Source organism: Paenisporosarcina sp. P4_E4_2, from assembly GCF_056401595.1.
Window position 1 is genome coordinate 1 of sequence record NZ_JBFUJC010000278.1, and the last position, 4,150, is coordinate 4,150.

The 4,150-nt window shown below is 38.9% G+C and carries 4 protein-coding genes; all 4 read left to right on the forward strand.

The window, feature by feature from the left end; all coding sequences use genetic code 11:
• Positions 1-710, forward strand: a 710-nt coding sequence (locus tag AC1DSB_RS15335) for a DNA translocase FtsK (RefSeq protein ID WP_477587034.1), incomplete at its 5' end; no start/stop codon positions are given.
• Positions 711-877: 167 nt separating this feature from the next.
• A complete protein-coding gene (locus tag AC1DSB_RS15340) occupies positions 878-1,606 on the forward strand; it encodes a GntR family transcriptional regulator (protein WP_477530993.1) in 729 nt (242 codons plus the stop codon).
• Positions 1,607-1,657: 51 nt separating this feature from the next.
• Positions 1,658-2,725 (forward strand): BMP family lipoprotein, encoded by a 1,068-nt coding sequence (locus AC1DSB_RS15345; protein WP_477587035.1) that lies wholly within the window; start codon positions 1,658-1,660, stop codon positions 2,723-2,725.
• 156 nt (positions 2,726-2,881) lie between these two features.
• On the forward strand, positions 2,882-4,150 hold a 1,269-nt coding region (locus AC1DSB_RS15350; RefSeq protein ID WP_477587036.1), incomplete at its 3' end, for an ABC transporter ATP-binding protein.

The following is a 4,150-nucleotide window of genomic DNA, read 5'->3' on the forward strand; positions in this document are numbered from 1 at the left end:
ATATAGAAGGATATAACGATCACATTCGTAAGTGGAATGAAGAGAACGATGAAAAACATCCCCAGTTACCTTATATTGTTGTCATTGTAGATGAATTGGCAGATTTGATGATGGTCGCGTCAAATGACGTGGAAGATTCAATTACAAGACTTGCACAAATGGCTCGGGCGGCTGGGATACATTTAATTATTGCGACGCAACGTCCAAGTGTGGATGTTATTACAGGGGTAATTAAAGCGAATATCCCTTCACGAATTGCGTTTGCTGTTTCTTCTTCCATTGATTCCCGTACGATTTTGGACATGGGGGGAGCAGAGAAACTACTTGGCCGTGGAGATATGTTATTTTTAGCAGCCGGTGCATCGAAACCAGTCCGTGTACAGGGAGCTTTCTTATCGGATCAGGAAGTAGAAAAAGTAGTTGATTTTGCAATTGCTCAGCAAAAAGCACAATATCAAGAAGAAATGATTCCAACCGAAATTGAAGAAGTATCAGTGGATGAACAGACGGATGATTTATATGATGAAGCTGTGCAACTCGTTACGGATATGCAAACAGCATCGGTTTCTTTATTGCAACGAAGATTCCGAGTCGGCTATTCAAGAGCGGCACGAATTATCGATCAGATGGAAATGCGCGGAGTGATTGGACCTTATGAAGGTAGCAAGCCAAGACAAGTTCTTCAATCCAAGCAAGATGACATAACATAAGATCTTTTATATGACAAAAGCATTACAAAAAAATTAAGTTTTTTACGAAACTTTTCGTAAATACCCAAAAATCTATTTATTTACACAAATAAAAGTGGTATAGTATGTCTGATTAGTAGGAAAGTTTTACATCAGATGTCTGATCTCTGCTGTTGGTGGTGATATGTATGTCAATAAAAACAGATCATCGTCATTTGTATCTTCAAGTGATCGATCGTCTTAAAGACGATATTGCAAAAGGTGTATTCGAAGAGAAGGAGAAATTGCCTTCAGAATTTGAACTGGCCAAATCACTTGGAATCAGTCGTGCGACACTTCGTGAAGCACTTAGACTGTTGGAAGAAGAAAATGTTATCGTAAGACGTCATGGTGTAGGTACATTTGTTAATTCGAAACCAGTTTTCACTTCTGGTATCGAACATTTAACAAGTATCTCCTCTATGATACGGAAAGCGGGCATGGAACCAGGTACTATTTATTTGAGTTCTTTGGAAGCGCTTCCGTCTGAAGATGATATAAAACGCTTTCATTGCGAAATAGACGAATCAGTCATTACAATTGAACGTGTAAGGACAGCAAATGGTGAACCAGTTGTGTATTGTGTGGACAAAGTTCCCGCAAAGTATTTGCCTTCTGATTTTTTAAGTAGGCAAGAAGGATCGATTTTCACAGCAATTGAAGAATCCGGGGAAATCCGGGTAACTTATGCTGTTACTTTTATCGACCCAACAGGCTACCACGAAGTGGCATCTCCGATTTTAGAGTGTGAACCTGAAACGGCGTTACTAGTTCTGAAGCAATTACATTATAATGACAAAGATCAAGTAGTATTATATTCAAAAAACTATTTTAGAGCTGACAAATTCAGTTTCCATGTAGTCCGTAAAAGGGTGTAAAACATCAAACTTCCTGCTAATATGAAAAAACATTTTTTGGGGGGTCTCAAATTGACAAAGCGTAAATTTGGTTTAGCTTTATCGATGGTATTAGCTGCTAGTACAATTCTAGGAGCATGTGGTACTGACAAAGATAAGAATGAAGGTAACGGTTCTGCTGGAGAAAAAGAAGCAATTGATTTCTCAGTAGCAATGGTAACTGACGTTGGTGGAGTAGACGATAAATCATTCAACCAATCAGCTTGGGAAGGTTTAAAAGCATTTGGTGCAGACAATGGTCTTGAAAAAGGCGACGGTGGAATCGATTACTTACAATCACAATCGGACGCTGACTATAACACAAACTTAAATCTCTTAGTACGTCGTAACTTTGATTTAGTATTCGGAATTGGTTTCTTAATGGAAAAATCAGTAAATGAAATCGCAACTCAAAAACCTGATAATAATCTTGCTATTATTGATGCAGAAGTAGATCAACCAAATGTTGCTTCAGTATTATTCAAAGAGCAAGAAGGTTCTTACCTTGCAGGTGTTGCTGCAGCATTAATGACTAAATCGAAAAAAATCGGTTTCGTTGGTGGTATGGATATCCCTGTAATCGAACGTTTTGAAGCTGGATTCGTTGAAGGCGTAAAAGCTGTCGATCCAAGCATCGAAGTTGATGTTCAGTACACAGGTGCATTTGACAAAGCTGAACTTSGTAAAACAACTGCTAACCGCATGTATTCTTCAGGCGTAGATATTATTTTCCACGCTGCAGGTGGTACTGGTAACGGTGTATTCGCAGAAGCTAAAGAATTAAAAACTAAAGATCCAGATGCTTACGTTTGGGTAATTGGGGTTGACTCTGACCAATATGACGAAGGTGCTGTTGGCGACGATAACATAACATTAACTTCAATGTTAAAACGCGTTGACGTAGCTGTACAAAACATTTCTAAATTGGCTGCAGAAGGTAAATTCCCAGGTGGCGAAACAACAGTTTACGGTTTAGCTGAAGATGGCGTTGGCTTAGCGGATTCTCGTGGAGCAATTCCAGACGATGTTTTAGCTCAAATCGATGAGTATGCTAAGAAAATCGCTGATGGCGAAGTAACAGTTCCTGAAACTGTAGAGTAATTTAACACTTGAATAAGTCATCATAAAGACCGGATTTCCGGTCTTTATGATGTTTTTATTGCCCTTTATAAATTAATAGATGAAAGGTTTTATAGATAAAGCCTTTCCTGTGTTAATTTAATTTTCATTTAAAAAGTGCCTAAGGGAGTGAATATATTGGAACACGTTATTGAAATGCTGAATATCCGAAAAGAGTTCGGAAATTTCGTTGCAAATGACAACATTACCCTTCAACTTAAACAAGGCGAAATTCATGCCCTTCTCGGTGAGAATGGTGCAGGGAAATCGACGTTGATGAACGTACTCTTCGGCCTTTACCAGCCAGAGGGCGGAGAAATCCGTGTTCGTGGTCAAGAAGTTAAGATTACGGATCCAAATGTTGCGAATAACCTCGGAATCGGGATGGTTCACCAACATTTCATGTTAGTTGAAGATTTTTCTGTTACAGAAAACATCATTTTAGGTAGTGAGCCAACTAAGTTTGGTATGATTTCTGTGAAAACTGCTGCCAAAAAAGTACAAGAGCTGTCTGAACTTTATGGATTAGACGTCGACCCGTATGCAAAAATTGAAGACATTTCAGTTGGTATGCAACAACGTGTTGAGATTTTGAAAACATTGTATCGTGGCGCTGAAATATTAATTTTTGATGAACCGACTGCATCTCTGACTCCACAAGAAATTACGGAATTAATTCAGATTATGCGTCGCTTAATTGAAGAAGGAAAATCTATTATCTTAATTACTCATAAATTAAAAGAGATTATGGATGTTTCGGACCGTGTGACGGTTATTCGAAAAGGGCAAGGCATCGGTACAGTGGTGACTGCTGAGACAAACCCCAATGAACTTGCTTCCTTGATGGTTGGACGACAAGTGGAATTTAAAACAGTCAAAGGTCCTGCTAACCCTACGACAGATGTTCTGGACGTGAAAGATTTAGTGGTTACTGATTACCGGGGGATTGAAAAAGTAAGAGGCCTTAACCTAAATGTTCGTAAAGGTGAAATTGTCGGAATTGCCGGTATTGACGGAAATGGTCAATCGGAATTGATTGAAGCAATCACGGGTCTGCGTAAAGTGAAAAGCGGACAAGTTTTCATGAATGGTCAAGATATTACAGGTAAACGACCACGCAAGATTACGGAATCTGGTGTTGGTCATATTCCTCAAGATCGTCATAAACATGGTCTTGTCCTTGATTTCCCAATAGGTCATAACATTGCTTTACAAACGTATTATACAAGCCCAAATTCAAAAAATGGTTTTATGAATTATTCGACCATTTCGAAAAAAGCGAATGAAATCATTCAAAAATACGATGTACGTACTCAGGGAGATCATGAACCTGCACGTGCATTATCAGGTGGTAATCAACAAAAAGCCATCATCGGCCGTGAAATTGATAGGGATCCGGATTTACTG

Bases quoted from the DNA above. Each gene is read 5' to 3' on its own strand.
- AC1DSB_RS15340 (WP_477530993.1), top strand. From the start codon at position 878: ATGTCAATAAAAACAGATCATCGTCATTTGTATCTTCAAGTGATCGAT.